The 4,533-nt window shown below is 25.1% G+C and carries 4 protein-coding genes; 1 reads left to right on the top strand and 3 read right to left on the bottom strand.

Features of this window, described 5'->3' with window-relative positions; translation table 11 throughout:
* Positions 1-320 precede the first annotated feature (320 nt).
* Positions 321-1,781 carry a radical SAM protein gene (locus Q0K52_RS14585; RefSeq protein WP_297300610.1) on the top strand — a complete coding sequence of 487 codons (1,461 nt, stop codon included), beginning with the start codon at positions 321-323 and terminating at the stop codon, positions 1,779-1,781.
* A gap of 52 nt (positions 1,782-1,833) precedes the next feature.
* Here the strand turns inward: Q0K52_RS14585 and Q0K52_RS14580 are convergent, their stop codons facing one another.
* The 3 genes from Q0K52_RS14580 to Q0K52_RS14570 form a co-directional block, all read right to left on the bottom strand.
* Positions 1,834-3,405: a hypothetical protein gene (locus Q0K52_RS14580; RefSeq protein WP_297300609.1), complete on the bottom strand. Its 1,572-nt coding sequence runs from the start codon at positions 3,403-3,405 to the stop codon at positions 1,834-1,836.
* Positions 3,406-3,426: 21 nt separating this feature from the next.
* Positions 3,427-4,356 (bottom strand): glycosyltransferase family 2 protein, encoded by a 930-nt coding sequence (locus Q0K52_RS14575; protein WP_297300608.1) that lies wholly within the window; start codon positions 4,354-4,356, stop codon positions 3,427-3,429.
* Positions 4,346-4,533, bottom strand: a 188-nt coding sequence (locus Q0K52_RS14570) for a hypothetical protein (protein ID WP_297300607.1), incomplete at its 5' end; no start/stop codon positions are given. The genes Q0K52_RS14575 and Q0K52_RS14570, both read right to left, overlap by 11 nt.

The following is a 4,533-nucleotide window of genomic DNA, read 5'->3' as shown; positions in this document are numbered from 1 at the left end:
TAGAGTTTAGAGTTTAGAGTTTAGAGTTTAGAGTTTAGAGTTTAGAGTTTAGAGTTTAGAGTTTAGAGTTTAGAGTTCTCTATACATATTTGAATATTATAATATAAATATAATATTTTGTCAAAATTTTACATCATTATATGATATTAAATGAAGTTATAATTTTATTAAATATAAACTTGAAAATTAGTAAATATATATTTGTATAAAATAATTAGCTGTATTAGTGCTTATTTACATTTTTATCAATTAAAGTATAATTATGTAAATTAAAAAAATATAATAATTTTGAATATTTAAAATTAAAGGTTAATTAATATATGAATAATAAAATAAATAAAATATATATAGGATATCCTCCATTTGAAAGCGACAGAGGAGTGGCATTATTATCACAAAACAGACAATTTCAATGGTTTAAAAGTCCTACATATATTTATCCTGTTGTTCCTGCAACTGCTGCTACTATGATAAAAAATGCAGGTTATAATGTAGATTTTGTTGATGCTATAGCAAGAAATATGACAACTAAACAATGGCATCAATATTTAGATTCAAATACACCAGATTTATTATTCTTTGAAGTGAAAACTCCAGTTATATATAAGGCTTGGAAAATAGTTGATGATTTGAAAGAAAAATATCCTAATATGATTGTTGTTATTGCAGGTGACCATGTTACTGCTATGCCTGAAGAGACAATGAATAACTGTAAAGTTGATTATTTACTTACAGGCGGTGATTATGATTTTCTTCTTTTGAATTTAATAGAATATTTAAATGGCAAAGCACAATTAGAAAAAGGTATATATTATAGAGAATCAAACAATATAAAAAATACAGGTTTCTTTGAATTAAGACATGATTTAAAAAGCCTTCCATTTATAGATAGAGATTTAACTCAGTGGCAAAGATATGCTTATGATAATGGTAATTTCAAACGCATACCGGGAACTTATATAATGGCTGGAAGGGATTGCTGGCATCATAGATGTACTTTCTGTTCTTGGACTGGTATATATACAAATTTCCGTGCTAGAACTGCTGAAAATGTTGTTGATGAAGTAGACTTCCTTTACAATAAATATAATATAAGAGAGATAATGGATGATACAGGTTGTTTTCCAGTAAAAAAATGGCTTAATGATTTCTGTAATTATATGATAGATAAAAAGCTTAATAAAAAAGTTAATATTGACTGTAATATGCGTTTCGGTGCTTGTAATGAAGATGAATACAGACTCATGAAAAAAGCAGGATTCAGATTTTTATTATTTGGTTTAGAATCAGCAAGTCAAACTACATTAGACAGACTTATAAAAGGAAATAAAGTAGAAGAAATACTTCCATCTTGTAAGGCTGCTTCTGATGCAGGACTTTCTCCTCATATAACAGTTATGCTTGGTTATCCTTGGGAAACTGAAGAAGATATTGAAAAGACTTATGAGCTTACTAAAAAACTTCTTCTAAAAGGTTATGCTAAAACCATGCAGGCTACAATAATAATTCCGTATCCTGGTACTGAATTATTTAATCAATGTAAAAGAGAAAACTGGCTTACTACTGAAAATTGGGAAGATTATGATATGCGTAAAGCTATAATGAAAACTGATGTAGGCGAAGAAAAAATAAAATGCTGGATACAAAAACTTTATAATTTAAGTTTTACTCCTCAGTTTTTAATGCATAAAGTATTATCAATTAGAGATTTAGACGATATAAAATATTATTTAAGGGCATTTAAAAAAGTATCAAAAGGACATTTGAAAGATTTTGAATAATTAATATAATATAAGCTATGATAAAAATAAATATCATAGCTTATATTATTTATTAATCCTTTATATATTTATATACTGCTAAAACTTCATCACCCCATATTTTTACGGCATTCTGCGGTATAGGTTTATTTTTTCCTTCTTTTACATCTTCCCATTTACCATCAAAAAAATACATATCTCTACTATAAATAAAATATGTTAATTTTGCATTTTCATTCATATTCCATTTATCACTAATTCCATACATATCTGATGCTAAATCATAAAGTTCCACAATAGTAGAAAGAATTCTTATACTATCTAAAGAAAACTCATTACCATTTGCATCTTTTATTATAGCTTCCATTAAATTCTTATGATTATCATAGCCATACTTTTTCATATATAGCTCTACAGACCTTACAATTTGAAGAGAGAATGCAACACTTACTAAAATAGCAAATATAGGTAAAATATTTTTTAATTTTATTAATTTACCTTTTTCTATATTCTTTATAAAAATTAATATAGGAACAAAAGATAAAGCAAACACATTATAAATATAATGAAAAGTACCGGGTTTTGATTTAGCTATAAAAAATACAAATAATGTTGTAGGTACATATATTAAATATAATACCATACTTTCTTTGAGCATAATATCTATATTATCATTAATTTTATAATCTTTTGATAATACCTTTTTAGTAGAATATATGAATGAGTATATAGACAATACAGCTGTAAGTAATAGCATCAATGCACCAAAAAGTAAAAAAGGATTATTTTTAAACCAGAAATAAAGTATAGCATTAGTCCTGCCATAAAATATAGACATTTCTGTTGTAGGATATATAAGCATGCAGTATATTTGAGGAAGACCTACAAATTTTCCGCCCTCCCTAAATGAAATCATTGATAATGTATTTGAAAATCCATTATTAATCTCACTAATTAAATAAGGTAAATATAATAAGAATGATATAAATACACTAAGTAAAAGAGGAATAATATATTTTCTTGTGAGTTTTTTAAATCTTACTATATGATATACTATTAATGTTGGTACTATAGAAAAAAATACTCCGAAATGACATTGTCCCATTAAAGCAATAAGTGGAAACATAAATAATGCTGAAATATATGAATACTTACCATCAACAACATATTCACAAAATAATATAAACAATATAAATGATAAATATATCATAATATTAGGATTATAAATATCTATACTGGCAAAAAACAAATATGCATTGCATAATATCAAAGCTGATAATATGGATGCCATATATTTTCCAAATCTTTTATAGAACCAAAATAAAAATATTGCTAAAGTAAATAAACATAAAATCATAAATACTACACGTGATAATACAAAATTTTCATTTGTAATTTTATATAATAATGTATATACAATATAATAAAATCCTCCAGGCATTCTAGGTGTATAATCAGCATCAGCACTCCACATTTTTGTTCCTACAGTAGGAAATACACCATCATTATAAAAATTGACCATATCATCATATTGCTTAAACTGATCAAAATCTGCTTTAGCTTTTGGAAAAGCATAAATGTGTATTATTATTGTTAAAATCACTGGAATTATAAATGCACTATATATGGCTATATTTTTTTTCACTTTTCAAATCCTTTAAAATATTTATTTAATTGTTTTTTTTATTATATATTCAGGTCTTTTTTTCATTTCATTAAAAATATTGGCAAGATACTCACTTATAACAGATAATGAAATAAGCTGTACTCCTCCAACAAAAAGAATTGTAATGATAATAGATGCCCAACCTTTTACTAAAACTTCAGGATTAAACAAATACAAATAAAATACCCTTATAGAAAATACTATAGCTATTAATATAGATAATATACCAAAAAATAATGATATTCTTAATGGTCTTACAGAAAAAGATAAAATACCTGTTATTGCTAATCTTAGCATCTTTTTTAATGTGTATTTTGTATGACCAGCAGCTCTGGCATCTCTTTCATATTCAAAAGGTTTTTGTTCAAATCCCATCCAACTTATTAAACCTCTAATATATTTTGGATTTTCATTAAACGATTTATATGCTTCTATAACGTTTTTATCAATTAATCTGAAATCTCCAGTATCAACTGGAAATTTAACCTCTGATAATAAATTTATTATACGATAAAATAAAGAAGCTGTTATTTTTTTAAATATAGATTCACCTTTTCTTGATATTCTTTTACCATAAATAATAGGTGTATTGCTTTTTTTATATTCTTTTATCATATCTGGTATAATTTCTGGTGGATCCTGTAAATCAGCATCTATAATTATTGCAATATCTCCACTAGCATGATGAATACCGCAACTAACAGCTGCCTGATGTCCAAAATTTCTTGAAAAAGAAAATAATTTTACTCTGTTATCTTTTTTATGATATTCTTCTATCATATTTTCTGTTTTATCTTTACTTCCATCATTAACAAAAATAAATTCACATTCATAGTTTGATAATTGTTTTGAAACATTATTAATTCTCTCATAAAGAGTATTTAAAACATCTTCTTCATTATAGCAGGGGATTATTATACTAATTTTCATAATACTCCCTTATAAAGTTGAAAATTTTTCTTTTTTTTTGCAATACCAAAAAAGATGCAATATTATTTGATATAAATAATGAAAAATAATTAATAATTAATGATTTCTGATTTCTGATTTCTGATTTCTGATTTCTGATTTCTGATTTCTGATTTCTGATTTCTGATTTCTGATTTC

The sequence above is a fragment of the uncultured Brachyspira sp. genome (assembly GCF_944390845.1).
In the GTDB taxonomy this organism is placed as follows: domain Bacteria; phylum Spirochaetota; class Brachyspiria; order Brachyspirales; family Brachyspiraceae; genus Brachyspira; species Brachyspira pulli.
This window is presented reverse-complemented; position numbering and strand designations above follow the sequence as displayed.